This is a genomic window from Acidovorax sp. M14 (assembly GCF_049331375.1).
Lineage (GTDB): Bacteria > Pseudomonadota > Gammaproteobacteria > Burkholderiales > Burkholderiaceae_C > Acidovorax.
Map to the genome: position 1 here is coordinate 2272886 of NZ_CP186263.1, position 15795 is coordinate 2288680.

General features: G+C 64.3%; 15 protein-coding genes. 4 read left to right on the forward strand and 11 right to left on the reverse strand.

The features are described from left to right. Positions 1–32: 32 nt before the first annotated feature. The 4 genes from ACOYR4_RS10395 to ACOYR4_RS10410 all read right to left on the reverse strand — a co-directional run bounded on the left by ACOYR4_RS10395 (position 33) and on the right by ACOYR4_RS10410 (position 4355). A complete protein-coding gene (locus tag ACOYR4_RS10395) occupies positions 33–956 on the reverse strand; it encodes an ABC transporter permease (RefSeq protein ID WP_422849469.1) in 924 nt (307 codons plus the stop codon). A 114-nt stretch (positions 957–1070) separates the two neighbouring features. After that, complete coding sequence (locus ACOYR4_RS10400; RefSeq protein WP_422849470.1) at positions 1071–2132, reverse strand: ABC transporter permease; 1062 nt, start codon at positions 2130–2132, stop codon at positions 1071–1073. Beyond that, on the reverse strand, positions 2122–2808 hold the full coding sequence (locus ACOYR4_RS10405; protein WP_422849471.1) for a hypothetical protein: 687 nt from the start codon (positions 2806–2808) through the stop codon (positions 2122–2124). The genes ACOYR4_RS10400 and ACOYR4_RS10405 overlap by 11 nt, the downstream gene beginning before the upstream one ends. A 2-nt stretch (positions 2809–2810) precedes the next feature. Beyond that, positions 2811–4355: an ABC transporter ATP-binding protein gene (locus ACOYR4_RS10410; RefSeq protein ID WP_422849472.1), complete on the reverse strand. Its 1545-nt coding sequence runs from the start codon at positions 4353–4355 to the stop codon at positions 2811–2813. 187 nt (positions 4356–4542) lie between these two features. Here ACOYR4_RS10410 and ACOYR4_RS10415 point away from each other — a divergent pair, with 187 nt between their 5' ends. Then, the gene (locus tag ACOYR4_RS10415; RefSeq protein ID WP_422849473.1) at positions 4543–5442 is read left to right on the forward strand and encodes a glycoside hydrolase family 19 protein; all 900 of its coding nucleotides are present in this window, start codon (positions 4543–4545) and stop codon (positions 5440–5442) included. Between the two features lie 5 nt (positions 5443–5447). Further along, entirely contained in the window at positions 5448–5870 is a 423-nt protein-coding gene (locus ACOYR4_RS10420; protein WP_422849646.1) for a DUF4087 domain-containing protein, read from the forward strand. A gap of 46 nt (positions 5871–5916) precedes the next feature. Here the strand turns inward: ACOYR4_RS10420 and ACOYR4_RS10425 are convergent, their stop codons facing one another. From ACOYR4_RS10425 to ACOYR4_RS10445, 5 genes are all read right to left on the reverse strand, one after another. Next, positions 5917–6828: a 5'-methylthioadenosine/S-adenosylhomocysteine nucleosidase gene (locus ACOYR4_RS10425; RefSeq protein ID WP_422849647.1), complete on the reverse strand. Its 912-nt coding sequence runs from the start codon at positions 6826–6828 to the stop codon at positions 5917–5919. A 175-nt stretch (positions 6829–7003) separates the two neighbouring features. Then, positions 7004–8014, reverse strand: coding sequence for a BMP family protein (locus ACOYR4_RS10430; protein ID WP_422849474.1), 1011 nt, complete (start codon positions 8012–8014; stop codon positions 7004–7006). A gap of 299 nt (positions 8015–8313) precedes the next feature. Further along, positions 8314–8943 (reverse strand): uracil phosphoribosyltransferase, encoded by a 630-nt coding sequence (gene upp / locus ACOYR4_RS10435; RefSeq protein WP_056062295.1) that lies wholly within the window; start codon positions 8941–8943, stop codon positions 8314–8316. A gap of 83 nt (positions 8944–9026) precedes the next feature. Next, positions 9027–10001 carry a threo-3-hydroxy-L-aspartate ammonia-lyase gene (locus ACOYR4_RS10440; RefSeq protein WP_422849475.1) on the reverse strand — a complete coding sequence of 325 codons (975 nt, stop codon included), beginning with the start codon at positions 9999–10001 and terminating at the stop codon, positions 9027–9029. A 201-nt stretch (positions 10002–10202) separates the two neighbouring features. Continuing rightward, positions 10203–11177 (reverse strand): LysR family transcriptional regulator, encoded by a 975-nt coding sequence (locus ACOYR4_RS10445; RefSeq protein ID WP_110958800.1) that lies wholly within the window; start codon positions 11175–11177, stop codon positions 10203–10205. A gap of 258 nt (positions 11178–11435) precedes the next feature. Here ACOYR4_RS10445 and ACOYR4_RS10450 point away from each other — a divergent pair, with 258 nt between their 5' ends. Further along, on the forward strand, positions 11436–12437 hold the full coding sequence (locus ACOYR4_RS10450) for a tripartite tricarboxylate transporter substrate binding protein BugE (protein WP_110958799.1): 1002 nt from the start codon (positions 11436–11438) through the stop codon (positions 12435–12437). Between the two features lie 11 nt (positions 12438–12448). After that, positions 12449–13897, forward strand: coding sequence for a M20 family metallopeptidase (locus ACOYR4_RS10455; protein WP_422849476.1), 1449 nt, complete (start codon positions 12449–12451; stop codon positions 13895–13897). A 53-nt stretch (positions 13898–13950) separates the two neighbouring features. Here ACOYR4_RS10455 and ACOYR4_RS10460 read toward each other — a convergent pair whose 3' ends face one another. Next, positions 13951–14793 (reverse strand): enoyl-CoA hydratase-related protein, encoded by an 843-nt coding sequence (locus tag ACOYR4_RS10460; RefSeq protein WP_422849477.1) that lies wholly within the window; start codon positions 14791–14793, stop codon positions 13951–13953. Positions 14794–14973: 180 nt separating this feature from the next. Further along, on the reverse strand, positions 14974–15786 hold the full coding sequence (locus ACOYR4_RS10465; protein WP_146871024.1) for a glycine-rich domain-containing protein: 813 nt from the start codon (positions 15784–15786) through the stop codon (positions 14974–14976). Positions 15787–15795 lie beyond the last annotated feature (9 nt).

Consider the following 15795-nt stretch of genomic DNA (forward strand, 5'->3'; position numbering starts at 1 on the left):
GAATCGGGCGTGGTGGGTTCATTCGCACCTTCTCATCGCTCCCCCTTGCGGTAAGGCTTCATCAACGCCTGCGGATAGGCCGCCTTGCGCGCCACCAGCACCAGCGCCAGGATGGACAGCAGGTAAGGCAGCATCAAATACACCTGATAGGGCAGCCACGCATCACCCGCCTGCTGCAGGCGCAGTTGCAGCGCGTCGAAGAACGCAAACAGCAGCGCACCCAGCAGCGCCTTGCCGGGCCGCCACGATGCAAACACCACCAGGGCCACGCAGATCCAGCCGCGCCCGTTGATCATGTTGAAGAAAAACGCGTTGAACGCAGACAGCGTGAGGAAGCTGCCCGCTATGCCCATCAGCGCCGACCCGGCCACGATAGCGCCGGTGCGCGTGGCGGCTACCGAAATGCCTTGGCCCTCGGCCGCCTGCGGGTTCTCGCCCACCATGCGCACGGCCAGGCCCAGCGGGGTGCGCATCAGCACCCAGGCCAGCAGGGGCACCAGCAGCAGCGCCAGCAGCGTGAGCGGGGTCTGCGCCGACAGGATCGGAATGCCCAGCCATTCCATCGGTGCGAAGGGCTCGATGATGGGCGGCGTATTCACCTTGGGGAAGCTCACCCGGTACCCGTAGTAGCTGAGCGCCGTGGCCAGCAGCGTGATGCCCAGTCCGGACACATGCTGCGACAGCGCCAGCCCCACGGTGAGCCACGCATGCAATAGCCCGAAGACAGCGCCTGCCAGCGCTGCCACCAGCACCCCCGTCCACAGCCCATGGCCTGCATACACCGTGAGCCAGCCGGTGAAGGCCCCGGCCACCATGATTCCTTCAATGCCCAGGTTCAGCACGCCTGCACGCTCGCACAGCAGTACCCCAAGGGTGCCCAGGATGAGCGGGGTGGCGACCCGCAGGGTGGCAATCCAGAACGCGGGGTTGGCGAGGATGTCGAGCAGTTCGGTCATGCGGCTGCTCCGTGGAGTTTTGCTTCTATTTCGATAGCAGCTAGCGTTTTATTCACTATCGCTACAGGCCGATTTGGCTTGAAATAGTGGTTTGCACGACTTGTCATGGCTGCATCACTTCCAGCGCACGCGGTATTGGGTGAGCAGCCCGGCCACCAGCACCGCAATCAGCGAGGTCGCCACGATCACATCCGCAATGTAGGTGGGCACACCCACCGCGCGGCTCATGCTGTCGGCCCCCACCAGCACGCCCGCCACAAAGGTGCCCGCCGCAATCACGCCCAGCGGGTGCAGCCCGGCCAGCATCGCAATCACGATGCCGCTGTAGCCATAGCCGGGCGACATATCGAGCGTCACATAGCTGGTGCGGCCTGCCACCTCGATGGCACCCGCCAGCCCGGCCAGCCCGCCCGAGAGCAGTGCGACCAGCACGACGGTACGGGTGATCGGCACACCCGCAAACGCGGCAGCGCGTGCATTGGCCCCGGCAGCCCGAATGTCAAACCCCGGTACCGTGCGCGCCAGCAGTGCCCACAGCATCACGGCCAGCGACACAGCCCACAGCAGCCCCGTATGCAGCCGCGTCTGCGGCACCAGTTTGGACAGTTCCAGATCGCCCTGCAGCGCCACACTCTGCGGCCAGCCCATGGAGAGCGGATCTTTCATCGGCCCGTCCAGCAGCGCCGACACCAGCAGCAGCATGATGAAGTTGAGCAGCAGCGTGGTAACGACCTCGTCCACCCCCAGCCGCGCCTTCATCAGCGCCGGGCCCAGCAGCAGCGCCGCGCCCGCCAGCGCGGCCGCAAGCATCATCAGCGGAAAGAGCACATACGGCGACCATTCCAACCCCGTGCCCCCATGCATGCCGCCCACGGCCACGGCGGCCAGCGCCCCGGCGTAAAGCTGCCCCTCGGCCCCGATGTTGAACAGCCGCGCGCGGAAGGCCACGGCTGCTGCCAGCCCGGTCAGGATCAGTGGCGTGGCGCGGGTGAGGGTCTCTGTCAGCGCAAACACAGAGCCGAACGCGCCTTGGAGCAGCAGCGCATAGGTCTGCCCCACGGGCGCACCAGCCCACAGCACCAGCAAAGCGCTGACGATCAGTGTGAACACCACGGCACTCACCGGTGCCAGCACGTAGGCGGCGGGGGAGGTGTGGTTGCGTTTTTCAAGCCGCATTGGGAAGGGTCTCTAGATATTGATTGATTTCTTCGCCAGCAACTTTCAGTTGACCAATAACAAGATCAATCACGGATTCCAAGAACGTAAAAGCTTCGACGCGAGCGTATTGGGCGAGTGGGTCAAAAACGATCTTGTACTCATTAGCGGAAAGAGAGAGCGGAGCGGGTATCACCGCCGAGTGCTTCGACTCGTTACTGAGTTCGCTCAAATGTTTGAACGCTGGGTCTTGCGAAATACCCGTGATGGCACGAGACAAAGGGATTCCTTTAGCAATCAGTTGATCTCGGATTTGCCATGAGTACTTCAGTGATCTCGAATCCAAATCCATCTTGGCAATCTTTGCTACTCCTTTGGCCAAACAATCGAGCGTGCAGTGAATGTCGTGGAGTGCACCAACCAACTCTCTTCGAATTTTGTACAGAGCGTCGTTGAAGTCGTCTTGCAATTCAGATGCACCAAACATGGCAAAACCTAGTTCATCCAAATCAGCTAACGCAGCGATGTCGGTCGAGAGAAATGTTCTGGCAGAGGTAATTCGGTCCGAGGCAAAGTTCAAGCGCTGTACAACCGCCCCAAAGTGCTTGATAACGACTAGCGTGTAGGAAATACCAAACTTAGCTTCAAGCAGCGCTCGCGTTCTTCTGGAGTCCCAATCAATAGTCTTGACCGCCATAGTCAATTCGCCCCAGCCATGGCGAGACCAACAGCCTCGCGCGTCCACTCCTCCGCAGGCTTCGCGTCGCTCAGGTGGCCGTCGTGCATCACCGCCACGCGGTCACCCAGCGCCAGCACTTCGTCCAGATCGTCCGAGATCAGCAGCACGGCCGCACCTGCATCGCGCGCGTTGATGAGCTGCTGCTGCACGAACATCACCGCGCCAATGTCCAGCCCCCACGTGGGCTGGTGGGCCACGATGAGCTGGGGAGGCGCGGCGTGCGCGCCGCCGACATCCTTCGGCGGCATCAGCGCCCGCCCCAGGATGAGCTTTTGCATGTTGCCGCCCGACAGCGACCGCGCGGGCGCATCGGGCCCGCCGCCGCGCACGTCAAACGTCTCAGCCACGCGCTGCGCATGCTGGCGCGCCGCACGGCGTTTGACCCAGAAGGCGCGGAACCACGGGTGCGCGAACCAGGGGCCGCGTAGGCGTTCGGCCACCGCGTTCTCCCACACGGGCAGGTCACCCACCACGCCCACGGCGTGGCGGTCTTCGGGGATGCGGGCCACGCCCTGGCTGACCAGCCATGCGGGCCTGGCTTGCAGCGCCGCGCCGCGCAGGGTGACCTGGCCGGTGGTGACGCTGCGCACGCCGCATAGCACATCGGCCAGCGCTACCTGGCCATTGCCGCTGACGCCTGCAATGGCGACGATCTCGCCTGCGCGCATGCTGAGGGACACATCGTTCAACCTGTCGCGCCCCGTGGGCGCGGTGCTGACGTTGGCCAGGGTGCAGATGGGCTCGCCCACATTCTTGGCGGGGCGGCGCTCGGCCGCTTCGATCGCATGGCCCACCATCCACTGCGCCAGTTGCCCCTGCGTGGTGCCTTGTGCGGGCGCCTCGGCCACCAACTTGCCTTGGCGCAGCACGGCCACGCGGTGCGATACGCGCAGCACCTCGCCCAGCTTGTGGCTGATGAAGATGATGGACAGGCCCTGCGCCACCATCTGCGCTAGGGTGTCGAACAGCGCCTCGCTCTCCTGCGGGGTGAGCACGGCGGTGGGTTCGTCCAGGATGAGGATGCGAGCGCCCCGGTAGAGCGCCTTCAAGATTTCAACGCGCTGGCGTTCGCCCACCGAGAGGCTGCCAACCTTCGCATCGGGGCTCACCGGCAGGCCAAACTGCTGCGACACGGCCAGCAGCTTGGCGCGCGCCTCGCGGCGGCGCGAGAAGGGCTGCCACATTGGCTCGCTGCCCAGCAGCACGTTGTCCAGCACCGTGAGGTTGTCGGCCAGCGTGAAGTGCTGGTGCACCATGCCAATGCCCGCCGCCAGTGCCGCGCGCGGCTGGCCGGGCGGCAGGGGCTGGCCGAAGACTTCAATGCTGCCTTCGTCGGCCACGTAGTGCCCGAACAGGATGGACATCAGCGTGGACTTGCCCGCGCCGTTTTCGCCCAGCAGGGCCAGCACTTCGCCGCGTGCCAAGGTCAGGCTGATGGCGTCGTTGGCGATGAGCTTGCCGAAGCGTTTGGTGATTTTCCTGAGCTGCAGCACGTCGGAGGTCATGGGCTAGATGGTATTCAAGATTGATGCCAGATCGAACCATGGTGTTCTTTAGTGCTGCGTATTTCTGTCACAGCAGTTGCAAATAGATGCGCTGACCCGCCGCGCCTACCTTTTGTCTCTGCATAGGATGGCAGAGCCCCGGTTCCTAGTGCCTGTTGCAGCCACATATCAATTTCATTTATTCCGCATGACTACCAACTCCCAGAAGACTGATTTCGGGCATTCCGGCCTCTATGACCGTTCGATTTTCCAAGACGAGTTCACGGCGCAGTTCAGCAAGAGCGGACGGTATAACGCGGCCGCGATTCCCAATATGCTTAATTTGTTGGGCATGATGGAGCGAGATCCCGGCGTTACTGATGTACGGCAAGTGGCCTACATGCTGGCAACGGTCTTGTGGGAGACAACTTCTCCGATCACCGTTGCCCGCCCCGCCCTTACCAAAAAGGGCCGTCCGCTGCTGGACAAGCACAACCAACCAGTCATGTTGCGTGAGCGCAAGTGGCTGATGACTATGGCCCCTGTGGACGAAGTTGGGCGGGGCAAAGGACGCAGATATTACGAGCCCGTGAAGGTCAAGAAACTTCCCAGTGGTTCGGTTCGGATCACGGAGCAGGACGGTGATCAGTTCATCGTGTCGCCCACCGGACTAATCACACCACTCACGAAAAAGGCCAAGATGGGGACGACTGAGGGCGGCACGGCCGACGCAGCATATACAGAGGATGATGGAGTTGAACAGGCGTATTTTGGCCGCGGGTATGTTCAGCTAACTTGGTGGTCCAACTATGCAGTCGCTGGCGTTGCGTTAGGGCGTGGACTCGATCTGCTGTTAAACCCTGAACTCGTGAAGACTCCGGAGGTGGCTTACGCACTGATGTCGCAGGGCATGCGGACCGGCCGTGGGTTTGCCAATGGTCGCAGCTTCTCACAATACTTCAGCGCTGGCTCTACGAACTATGTGGCGGCCCGCAGCATGGTGAACGGCAGCGACCATGCGAGTGACATAGCTAGCATCGCCCAGCAGTTCGAGAAAATCCTGCTCAAGGCTCGAATATCCAGAACCCTTGAGGAGGTGACTCCATGATGCGGATGTATCGACTGAGAGCAGTATTGGGGGGGCTCGCAGCCTTCGTTAGTGTGGCTGGTATTCTGCCGCTCGCCGCTGCTCAGGCCTTGGCTGGTGAAAGCGCGAAGGCTACTCCGCCCACATTGTGCGGATGGCTAGACAACCCTACCCCTGGGAATGTGGATTTCATTGATCGCGAAGGTAGTTGGATGGTTGGAATGCAGGGCGGGCACCGGGCCTTGGGCAGCGTGCCTACCTTTCCGTCGGCGCGCTGGGTGCGCACGGGCCATGGTAGCGCTGGCTACGGATGCGTTTGCATGAAGGCCCGCATTGACCGGGAGGATCGGAAAATTCTCGAGGTTGTACAGGCGCGAGCTATGCCACTGGCAGCCTGCCGCAAGGATCCTGCGATCAAGGGCCAAGAGCCGTTCAATCCCCTAAAGTGAGGGTCTTATGGTGTCGGTGCTGGATTGAGGTGACAGGTGGTGCCACTCAATGCCAGGCTGCCAGAAACGCCCGCAACACCTTGGCCGAGTTGGCGGCTGCCAGGCCCATGAAAGTGCCCATTTCGTTCTCGCCCTCGCCGCCACCGGCCAAGTCACTCAGCGAGCGGAAGGCGATGTAAGGCACGCCGTTGCTGTGGGCTACCATGGCGGTGGCGGCGGTTTCCATGTCGAGCACGTTGGCCTCGAAAGTCTTGAAGGCGTATTCGCGGAAGGCCTTGTTGTCCACAAAGGCCTGGCCCGACACGCCGTTGCCGCCCACCACCAGTTGCGGGCGCTGCTTGAGGCAGGTGGCGGCCAGACAATGCTCCAGGCCCACGTTCTGCAGGCTGCGGGCGGTGGCCAACATCTTGGGGTCGGCTTCAAACCAGAATTTTTTCGAGAGCTGTGGCTGGGCGGCCGAGCGCACTTCGACGGGGCGCGGGTGCATCATGCCGAAGGCGGGCATCGTCAGCTCGCTTTTCATCCAGGCGGGGGCGCTGTATTGGCCGGGTTGGTCTTCGCGCGCCATCAGCCATTCCATGTACTGGCCCCACTGCGCAGGCACCGTGACATCGCCAATGTGCAGGCTGGGGTTGACGCCGCCCGCAATGCCGCTGAAGACCACGTGGCTCACGTTGAAGCGATCCAGCACCAGCTGGGTGTTCATGGCCGCGTTGGTCATACTGATGCCGGAGAGAAACATCACCACAGGTTTGCCCTCCAGCGTGCCGGAGGTGAACTCCACGCCGTTGATGCTGTGCTTGGCGGGTTGCTGCACCTGGGGAAGCAGTACGGTCAACTCGGGCGCAAAGGCGGAGATGACGGCGATGCGGGGTGTATCGTCCAGCCGCACTGCCGTCTTGCCGGGCGCGGGGGCAGCGCAGCCTGAGACCATGGCGGCCAGTGCCAGAGCGCCCATAAGACGTGAACAGCGGGTCGCCAGCGAGGCTTTTGCGACGGAAAGTGAGGTCATGAGGGCCTTGTCAGCGGTTCATTGCGGGAGTGTCTAACAAACAGGCCACCGCGTTGTGAGGGTGGCCTGTTTACGCAATAGAGAGAGGGCAAGCGGGCAGGGCGCCCGCTGCACGCCGTGCTTACTTGGCCGTCGATTTGGGCTGGCTGTCGTCCACCTTCACGGTGAACTTGCCGGCCAGGATGTCGGCCTCCTTGGCCTTGACCTTGGCGACGATGTCGGCAGGCACCTTCTTCTCGAACGTGCCCAGGGGCGCGAGTTCAGAGCCCTTGTGCTTCATCATCGAATACGGGCCGTAGTCCTCGGCGGTGAACTTGCCTTCCTTGACCAGCTTGAGTGCGCGGTCGATGCTGGGCTCCATGTGCCACAGGGCCGAGGCCACCACGGTGTCGGGGTACTGCTCTTGGGTGTTGATCACGTTGCCGATAGCGAGCTTGCCTTTTTCTTTGGCGGCATCGCTCACCCCAAAGCGCTCGGCGTAGAGCACGTCGGCGCCCTTGTCGATCATGGCGAAGGTGGCTTCCTTGGCCTTGGGTGGGTCGAACCAGCTGTTGATGAAGGTGATGGTGAACTCGACCTTGGGGTTGGTCTCTTTGGCGCCCGCCATGAAGGCGTGCATCAGGCGGTTGACCTCGGGGATGGGGAAGCCGCCGACCATGCCAATCTTGTTCGTCTTAGTCATGCCGCCGGCCACCATGCCGCTGAGGTAGGCGGGCTCCTGGATGTAGTTGTCGAACACGCTGAAGTTGGGCGCCTGCGGTTTGCCGGAGGAGCCAAGCAGGAAGGACGTCTTGGGGAAGTCTTTGGCCACCTTGCGGGCGGCGGCTTCCACCGCAAAGGCTTCGCCCACGATGAGCTGGTTGCCGCCGGTGGCGTACTCGCGCATCACGCGCTCGTAGTCGGCGTTGCTCACGTTTTCGCTGGCCTTGTATTCGATCTCGCCGCGTGCTTCGGCGGCCTTGAGGGCCTTGTGGATGCGGCTGACCCATTGCTGTTCAAAAGGCACTGTGTAGATCGCCGCGACCTTGAGCTTGGACTGCGCGAAGGCCAAAGAGGGCGCCATCGCCATGGCGACCGAGAGGGCCATGGAGGTGCAGAGCAGGCGTCCGGTGAAGATGCGGCGAGTGGTCATGGTGGGGTTCCTTCAGACAAGCAAACAAGGAGGTTGGGTGTGCTGCTACCAAGCAAGGAGCGCGCCAGTCGGTGGCGGTGTAACTGCAAACCAGCGGCAAGTCTGCCAGAGGAAAGCCACCAGTTGGTAAAAAAATGGTGCGTGCGTGCAGAGCTTCCGAAAATCCGCCTGCGGCACCCCACCAGGGTAGGGCCCGCAATGGGCTGTTACGCAACGCAGTGAACCCCGATGACGAAAAAAAGCCACCGCTGGGCGGCAAGCCCTGCGGTGGCTGGTGCACGGGCGCTGACGTTGTGCGCTTATTTGGTGCCAAAAATGCGGTCGCCCGCATCGCCCAGGCCCGGCAGGATGTAGCCGTGGTCGTTCAGCTCGCGGTCGATGGCGGCGGTGAAGATCGGCACGTCGGGGTGGGCCTTTTGCAGCGTGGCCACGCCTTCAGGGGCGGCCAGCAGGCAGACGAATTTGATGGAGCGAGGGTTGAGCTTCTTGAGGCGGTCCACGCAGGCTGCGGCCGAGTTGCCGGTGGCCAGCATCGGATCCACCACGATGATGTCGCGCTCGTCCATTTCGGACGGCATCTTGAAGTAGTACTCCACGGGCTGCAGCGTGGCCGGGTCGCGGTACAGGCCGATGTGGCCCACACGGGCGCCGGGCACCACGTTGAGCATGCCGTCCAGAAAGCCGTTGCCCGCCCGCAGGATGGAGACCAGCACCAGCTTCTTGCCGTCGATCATCTTGCCGGTCATGGTCTCCAGCGGGGTTTCGATCTGCACATCCTGCAGCGGCATGTCGCGGGTCACTTCATACGCCATCAGCGTGGACAGCTCGCCCAGCAGGCGGCGAAAGCTGTTGGTGCTGGCGTCTTTTTTGCGCATCAGCGTGAGCTTGTGCTGGACGAGGGGGTGGGTGATGACGGTGACGTTGCTCATGGGGAACCTGAAAGGAGAAGGGCAGAGGCCTCGGTGCGGATGCACCGGCGCGCTCTGCCGCGCGGTGATTAAAAAAGTGGGGGCTAGTCTGCCAGAAACCGTGCCAGCCGCGACAGATCGACGTTGCCGCCGCTGATGAGGATGCCGACGCGCGCGCCATGGATGTCCACGTTGCCGTGCTGGGCCCCAGCGAAGGCCAGGGCGCCTGTGGGCTCAACCACGATCTTCATGCGCTCGGCAAAAAAGCGCAGGGATTCCACCAGCTGCTCGTCGGTGGCGGTGACCATGTCGTCGGCCAGGCGCTGGATGATGGGGAAGGTGAGCTGGCCCAGCGCCTGGGTTTGTGCACCGTCGGCAATGGTGTGGGGCGTGGGGATCTGCACCACATGCCCGGCTTTGAACGACTGCTGGCCGTCGTTGCCCGCTGCAGGCTCTACCCCTACCACCCGGCATTGCGGCGCCAGCGCCTCGGCGGCCAGCAGGCTGCCCGCCAGCAGACCGCCGCCACCGACGCAGACGAACAGGTAGTCCAGGTCGGGCACTTCTTCAAAAAGCTCTTTGGCCGCCGTTCCCTGACCGGCGATGACATGGGGGTGGTCGAATGGGGGCACCAGGGTCATGCCGCGCTCCAGCGCCAGGCGGCGGCTGATGGCCTCGCGGTCTTCGGTGTAGCGGTTGTAGGTGACGACCTGGGCGCCATAGTCGCGCGTGGCGGCCATCTTGGAGGCGGGGGCGTCCTCGGGCATGACGATGGCGACCGGCATGTCCAGCAGCCGGGCTGACAGCGCAACGGCCTGGGCATGGTTACCGGCCGAGAAGGCGAGCACGCCGCGTTCGCGCTGCTCGTCGGTGAACTGGGCCAGGGTGTTGAATGCGCCCCGGAACTTGAAGGCGCCGGTGCGCTGCAGGTTCTCGCACTTGAAGAACAGCTGGGCGCCCAGCCGCTCGTCGGCAGTGCTGGAGCGCAGCACGGGCGTGCGGTGCGCCATGCCCTTGAGCCGGTGCGCGGCAGCGGCCACATCGTCGTAGGTGGGTGGGGGAGCGGTGTGCTCGGTCATAGCGGTGTCCTCGCTGCGGGGCGCAGCCTGCCCCTGGTGGGTACATGATAGCCCGTCAAGCAGATTGTTGGCATAAGAATGGCCGCTACCGATTGATGGTTGGGTGATCTTTGCTATCAAATGCGTAGTGATGGCAGAGCTGCGCAGCACTGCCAGCGACGGTAGGTAACGGCACGGCATGTGTGGGGCTTGGCCATCGCGCTACTTGTTGCGCCAGCTTTTGAGCATCCGGATCAGCATGGCGGGTATTTGCTCGCGCCGGTGCACCACGCCCAACGGGGGGAGGGGGCTGCTCAGCTTCACATCCAGCTGGCACAGCTGCGCGCCCGACGGCAGCACGGGCGCAATGCTCTGGGGGACCAGCGCCACGGCATCGGGCTGGTTCAGCAGGCTGGCGAACACGGGGAGCGAGACGGTCGACACCGGGAACTGCAGCGCATCGGGCAGGGCCGCCAGCACTTCACGCTCGAAGATCTCGCGCACGGCGATGGTGGCGGTGGGCAGCACCCAGCGTGAATCCTTGAGCGCCGAGAGCGCGATGCCCCGGCGCTTGGCCAGGGGATGGCGGGTGCTGGCCATGATCACCGGTTCATCGGGCTGCAGCGGCTTGAAAACGTACGACGCTGGCAGCAGCACCGGCTCGCGGCAGAACACCGCGTCGAGCCCGCCGTTGAGCAAGAGCGGCAGCAGCCGTTGGCTTGAGTCCTCCTGGACGTCGATGTGCACCCGGGGCTGGGTTTTGTAGAACTCTGCGAGCAAGGGCGACAGGATGGCCTGCGTGGCCGCGGGGGTGGCGCCCAGGCGCAGTGCAGCGGCAGCGCCGCGCCGGATGGCGGCCAGAGACTCTGCCGCTTCCTCCAGCGCGGCGAGCACTCCGCGGGCTGTGTCTACCAGCGTCTGGCCCGCCAGCGTGGGCCGGATGCCCCGCGCATGGCGCTCGAAGAGGCGCACGCTCAGGATGCGCTCCATCTCTGCCAGCGCCTGCGTGGCGGCGGACTGGCTCATGTGCAGTGAAGCGGCGGCCTGCAGGACGGAGCCGCACTGCTGCAGCGCCACCAGCAGCTGCAACTGGCGCAGGCGCGCGTGGCGGGCCAGGCGGGCATAGAGCACCTGCCCTTGCGGGGGCGCGGGGTCGTCCAGGTTGTCGGAATCGGTGGGTGGGGTTGAGAGGGCCATGGGGCTCCTGTCCAGACTGGCAAATAAGGAGAAGCGATAGAGATCCGGCAGCAGCGTGATTCGCCACTGCGATGGTTGCTATCCCGTCGGAGCTATCGACAAGGCTTATACCTTTCGAAGAATACCGCGACCTGCAGAGAGTCTGAAATTCCTATAGTCGATATCAGTAGCAGGCATGCCCGGTGGCCCTGCGCACCGCGCCCTTCCGGCTGATCCAGACCCATCCATCCATTCACGAAAGCGCTACCCATGTCCACAATGACTTCGTTTCTGGCACGGCGGACCGTTGTGTCCACACTGTGCGCCGCAGCTGCCTCCGCCCTGCTGGTGGCAGCCCCGGCAGCGCAAGCTGCAGACAACTACCCGAGCAAGCCTGTGAAGCTGATCGTGCCGTTTGCCCCCGGTGGCTCCACCGACATCGTGGCCCGCGTGGTGGCCGAGGGCATGCGCGCCAGCCTGGGGCAATCGGTGGTGGTGGACAACAAGGCGGGTGCTGGCGGCCTGCTGGGCACCGAGACCATCGCCCAGTCTGCGCCCGACGGCTACACCATCGGCATGGCCACGGTGAGCACGGCCACGGTCAACCCTTCCATCTTCACCCGCGCGGCCAAACTGGAGGGCAAGCTGGTACCGGTGGTCAAGCTCGTGACCCTGCCCTCGGTCTACATGGTGCACCCTAGCATGGGCGTCAGGGACTTCCAGGGCTTCATGGCCAAGGTTAAAGCCAAGCCCGGCGACTACAGCGTGGGCGTGCCCGGCCTCGGAACGCTGGGCCACCTCATGATGGCGTCGTTCAACGAGACCTTGAAGACCGATATCCAGATCGTTCCCTACCGTGGCAACGGCCCCGCGCTCAACGATGCCCTGGCAGGCATGGTGCAGGTGATGGCAGACCAGCTGCCCTCGGCCATGCCGCACATCAAGGGCGGCAAGCTGGTGCCCATGGTGCTGGCCGCCGACCGCCGCGTGTCCGAGCTGCCGGATGTGCCCACCTTCAAGGAGCTGGGCCACGCCGACCTCAATGAGCTGGGGATGAGCTGGTTCGGGTTGGTTGTGCCTGCGGGTACGCCTGCGCCCGTCATCAAGCGGCTGCAGGACGCGGCCGTCAGCGCCTTGCGTTCGCCCGATGTGCAAGGCCGCCTCAAGACCATGGGTGCGACAGCGGTGGAGATGGACCAGAGCAAATTTGCATCGCAGATCGCCGCTGACCTCCAGCGCAACAAGGCGCTGCTGGACAAGCTGGGCGTGAAGCCTGAATAAGGGGCGGTGCGATGACTGCTGCCGTGCAATCGATTCAGGATCTGCAGGATTTTTTTGACCGTGAGAGGCCCCGGATGGCGGGGCTGGCCGACAGAGTGTGGTCCCTGGCCGAGCTGCGCTACGCCGAGCGCGGGTCTGCCCAGCTGCACATCGACGGGCTGGCCGCAGCGGGCTTTCGGATCACGCGCGACGTGGCCGGTATCTCCACCGCGTTCATGGCGGAGTGGGGCGACGAAGGCCCGGTGCTGGCCTTTCTGGGCGAGTACGACGCGCTCTCGGGCCTCAACCAGCAAAGCGGTGCGCTGGTGTGCCAGCCGTCCGTGGACAGCCCCGGCCTGGCCGGGCACGGCTGCGGCCACCATCTGCTGGGCACCTCGGCACACTTTGCCGCCATTGCGTTGCAAGAGCACCTGCGCCGCTCGGGCCAGCAGGCGCGCGTGCGGTTCTACGGCTGCCCGGCCGAAGAAGGTGGCTCGGGCAAGACCTTCATGGCACGCGCAGGGGTCTTCGATGATGTGGACACGGCGCTGACGTGGCACCCGGGCAGCTTTACCGGGGTGCTGAGCCAGGCCACGCTGGCCAATGTGCAGGCGCGTTTCGTCTTTCACGGGCGCGCCTCGCACGCGGCCCACTCGCCGCACCTGGGCCGCAGTGCCCTGGATGCTGTGGAGTTGATGAATGTCGGTGTGAACTACATGCGCGAGCACATGCCTGCGGATGCGCGGGTCCACTATGCGGTCACCGACTCGGGCGGGTTATCACCCAACGTGGTTCAGGCGCGCGCCGAGGTGCTGTACCTGATCCGCGCACGCAACAACCGCGATGCCGCCGAGCTGTATGAGCGTGTGCAGAACGTGGCGCGTGGTGCTGCCTTGATGACGGATTGCCGTGTCGAAATCGTGTTCGACAAGGCCTGCTCCAACCTGCTGCAAAACCGCACGCTGAACCAGGTGATGTACGCGCAGATGCAGGCACTGGGGCAGCTGAAGGTCGATGCCGCGCAGCACAAGCTGGCGGGGGATTTTCAGGCGACGCTGGACGCTGCCGATGTCGAGCAGGTCAGCCGCCCGCTGGCCAGTGTGCTGCGGGGCAAGATGCCGGCGATCTTCGAAGGCATCGCGCCCTACGACCCTGCCGTCGAGGAAACCCTGTTCGGCTCAACCGACGTGGCGGACGTGAGCTGGATCACCCCCACCGTGCAGGCCTGGGTGGCCTGCTACGCCTTCGGCACGCCGTTGCATTCATGGCAGATGGTGTCGCAAGGGCAGTCCGAGCTGGCACACGCGGGCATGGTGCACGCAGCGCAAATCCTGGCCGCCACGGCGATTGTGTTGCTGGAGCAGCCGGAGCTGATCGAGCAGGCCAAGGCCGAATTGCTGGAGCGCCGAGGTGGCCAGCCTTATGTCTGCCCCATCCCGGCAGATGCTCCGTTGCCGAGCCAGCCGCGCGCTGCGGGTTGATGGGACCACCGTGATTCGCCTGCGGCGGCGCCTGCCAGTGCTTGTTCAGCGCATCAACCCAGTTCGCTGAACCGCTGCAGCGGTGTGAGTGCCGGGAACTCGCCCGCGCGTTTTTGCTTCATGGCCGTGACCGATTCGCGCACATGCTGGTTGCTCCAGATGGCGCCCTGCAGCCAGCCCATCTGGCGCAGGCTGTCTTCCACGCTGTGGTCGCGCGCGTAGTTCACGGCCTGCTTGGTGCCCCAGATGGCCACCGGGGGTTTGGACGCGATCTCCTTGGCGCACTGCAGTGCGGCGGCCACGCAGGTCTCCTGTGTGTCGAACACCTCGTTGACCAGGCCGTAGTCCAAGGCCTTGGCCGCGCTCAGGCGGCGGCCGGTGTAGGCCAGCTCCTTGACCACACCCAGCGGGATGAGCTTGGGCAGGCGCTGCAGCGTGCCCACGTCGGCCACCATGCCGATGTTGATCTCCTGGATGCAGAAGAACGCATCCTGCGTGGCGTAGCGGATGCAGCCTGCCGTGACCATGTCCACCGCACCGCCGATGCAGCCGCCGTGGATGGCCATGATCACGGGGATGCGCAGGTTGTCGATGCGGGTGAAGGTGGCCTGCATGTCGGTCAGCAGGTCGAAGATGGCGGCCCGGCCCTCGGGGCTCTGGTCGTCCATGGTGATGGCGCCGCCAAAGGTCTCCAGCGCCATGCCGGCGCTGAAATGTTTGCCGGTGCTGCTGATGACCAGCGCCCGCGCCTCGCCCGCCCGGTGCAGCCGGGCCAGCACCGCGTCCAGCTCGCGCCAGAAGGTGGGGTGCATGGTGTTCATGGCCTCGGGTTTGTTCAGAACCAGATGGGCCACGTGGTCAGTGATGCTGAGGGAAAAGCAGGTGAGGGTGTTCATGGGGTGCCACTGTAGACCGGTGGGCACAGGCGCAGTCGTCGCCTGGGTGACTGGGCGTGATTTCAGGTAATTTTGGCTGTTGGCGCTAGTGCATCAAGCCTCGTTAGCTATCAAAAAGAGAGTGATTGGGGCTGGCTTTGTGCCGCCAGCGGGGGCGATTGGGTCGGGTGGACCAGGCGCTCAGTCCCCGCCGCCGCCACAACCGCCGCCATCGCCTCCGCCATCCCCGCCGCCGTCACTGCCTGCATCCGAACTCTCGGCGCCGCCAAAGTCGCCCGAACTGCCGCTGTAGCTGCCGTCCGAAAAACTGGTGCCGCAGTAGCTGTCGCCGCCGCTGCCGCCGGCGTCGCTCTTGCGCGCGATGTCGGAGCAATCGGGCACGTAGCTGAAGCCCCCGGCAATCGCGAACTTGGCGTCCAGTGCAAACAGCAGGGGCAGGCGGCTGGGCGCCTTGGGGTCGATGGACTCTTCCTTGCACACCCAGTACCAGCAGCGGCGCAGGCCGTCGTTGTGGCGCGCCTTGTGGCCCAGTGCCTCGGCGGGGGTGTGGTGCAGGAAGAACCCCAGCGCGTTCTGGCACCACAGCTTGTACGCCTGGGTGTGCAGGATGAATTCGTGCCACAGCGCATCAACCGCCTTGGAGGGCATGGCCACAAACTGCTGGTTGCTGCGCAGGCAGGCCATGAAGAACTGGCGCAGGCCGCGTTCCACCAGTTCACAGTCGCGGGTGCTCAGGTGGGGGTAGGTCTCGCGCAGCTTGCGCTGCAGAAAGCGGGGCAGGGGAGCCTCGCGGATGTAACGCTGGCGCACCGCGTTGGTCCACTGGATCACCAGCGCCGTGAAGATCACGGTGGCAATGAAGTACAGGACCCAGGGCCAGCGCAGGCGCCAAGCGCCGGCAAAGATGCCGAGGATGGCTGCCACCCACACCCCAATGGCCAGCAGCATGACCTTGCCGCCCCAGCGCAGCAGAACGTTTTCGATCCGTGTCATCGTCCCTCC